Source organism: Mycobacterium sp. IDUB_19 (assembly GCF_055419445.1).
This window is the reverse complement of sequence record NZ_JBVAXR010000120.1, coordinates 1-2,336: the sequence shown is the minus strand read 5'-3', so window position 1 is coordinate 2,336 and position 2,336 is coordinate 1. Positions and strand designations below refer to the sequence as shown.

Genomic DNA, 2,336 nt, shown 5'->3' with positions numbered 1-2,336 from the left:
GAACGTCTGAACCTCAAGATCGCCGACGACATCGAACGCAATGCCGCCGCCTGGGAACACCATGGCCGCGACTCGTCATGGCTGTTTACCGGAATCCGGCTCGACGACGCCGAAAAGCTTTCCACCCGAGAAGGATTCAGCACACTGCTGGCCGACTGTCGCCCCTACCTGGGGGCATGCCGGGAAGCGGAAAACCAGCGGCTGCACGACGAAGAAGAATCGCGCAACGAAAAGCTGCGCCACGCCGAGGAAGTGGCCCGGCACGCGCAAGAAAGCCAACAGGTCGCCGAACGCCATGCACGCGGCCTCCGCAGACGCTCCCGGGTGCTGGCAGCCGTCGCGGTGATCGCCATCTTGGCCGCCGCGGCCGCAATCTACGGAGTCGTCACGGCCACCCAGGCGCGCAAACAGGCCAACGAGCGCACCCGCGAGGCCATCGCGGTGCGGTTGACGTCGGAGGCCCGCGCCATCCTCGGCGGCGACCTGCAGGGCGGTGACATCCAGGCCATCCAGGAAGTACTCGCGGCGCCCAATGTCGCTCCGACCGCCGATACCGGAGCGCTGTACGACGGCTTGGTAGTGCTATCGACGACAGAGAAGATCATCGGCACGCCGAGCCCGGTGCAAGACATATCGGTAAGCCCCGACGCGCATCGCATTGTCACCGCGCAGTTCGACGGCTCGCTACGATTGTGGGACACCAAGTCTGGCCAGCCCAGTGGATCGCCGTTCACCGGGCATCGCGGCGCGGTAAATGCAGTCGTGTTCAGCCCGGACGGGCGCCGAATCATCTCCGGCGGAGACGACAACACCCTGCGGGTGTGGAATGCCGACACGGGTCAACAGATCGGCGCACCGCTGACCGGCCATACCGACAAGGTGACGGCCGTGGCGATTAGCCCTGACGGCCACCGCATCGTCTCGGGCAGCAACGATCGCAGCATCCGGATGTGGGACGCCGATACCGGCCAGCAGATCGGCCCACCGCTGCTCGGCAACACCGGACCGATCGGTGACGTGGAGTTCAGTCCCCTTGGGCACCAATTCGCTTCGGGCGGAGACGACAACACCGTACGGCTGTGGAATGCCGACACCGGCCAGCAGATCGGCCCACCGCTGCTGGGCCACACCGACTGGGTGCAGAGTCTGGCCTACAGCCCGGATGGGCGTCGCCTCGTCTCGGCCAGCTTCGACAAGACCCTGCGGATCTGGGATCCGCAGACCGGACAGCCCGTCGGGCGTCCGCTCGTCGGTCACACCGGATCGGTTGCCAGCGTGGCCTACAGCCCCGACGGGCGCGAGATCATCTCCGGTGGCGAGGACGACGTGGTGCGCATGTGGGACGCCAATACCGGCCTGCCCGCGGGCGATCCGCGCCAAGGCCACACGGGCTGGGTCACCGGCGTGCAGTACAGCTCGCGCGGCCATCGCTTCTTCTCCAGCAGCAATGACGGCACCGTGCGGGTGTGGGACGCGGGCTTACACGTCCTGTCCGGCCACGTCGGGAATGTACTCAGTGCGCGATTCAACGCCGACGGGCATCGCATCGTCTCCGGTGGCGAAGACAAGACAGTGCGACTCTGGGATACCGACACCGGCCTGCAAATCGGTCAGCCGATGATCGGTCACACAGATGCGGTGACGAGCGTGGCGTTCAGCCCCGACGGGCATCGCGTCGCCTCGGCGAGCAAGGACGGCACCATACGGCTGTGGGACGCCGAAACGGGGCGGCCGATCGGTCAACCCCTGGTCGGCCACACCGCGTGGGTGACCAGTGTGGCGTTCAGCCCGGACGGCAGCTTCCTCGTGTCCGGCAGCCACGACAAAACAGTCCGGCTGTGGAATGCCAACACCGGTACGCCGATCGGCCAGCCGATGATCGGCGCGACGGATGCCGTGGCGACTGTGGTGTTCAGCCCCGATGGGCACCAAATCGCTTCTGGCAGTTTCGATAACCTGATCCGACTCTGGGATGTCGGCACCGGCCACCTGATCGGCACACCGTGGTCGGGCCACACGGGCGGAGTGACGAGTCTGGACTTCTTCCCGGACGGCCATCACGTCGTATCGGGCAGCCAGGACGACACCCTGCGGATATGGGATGTCAACACCGGCAAAACCCTCGGTGACCCGATGAAGGGCCACACGGGAACGGTCACCGGGGTAGCGGTCAGCTCAAACGGTCACCGCATCGTGTCCAGCAGCGAAGACAGATACCTGCGGATGTGGGATGCAGCTACCGGCAAGGCCGTGGGCCAGCCCATCGCCGGTCACACCCAGGCGGTGAACAGCGTCTCGTTCAGCCCCGATCGACACCGCGTCGTATCATCCTCTGA

At 66.0% G+C, this 2,336-nt stretch carries 1 protein-coding gene; it reads left to right on the top strand.

Annotated features, from left to right (window positions below):
* On the top strand, positions 1-2,336 hold a 2,336-nt coding region (locus ACZY0B_RS27250), incomplete at both ends, for a WD40 repeat domain-containing protein (RefSeq protein WP_463767337.1).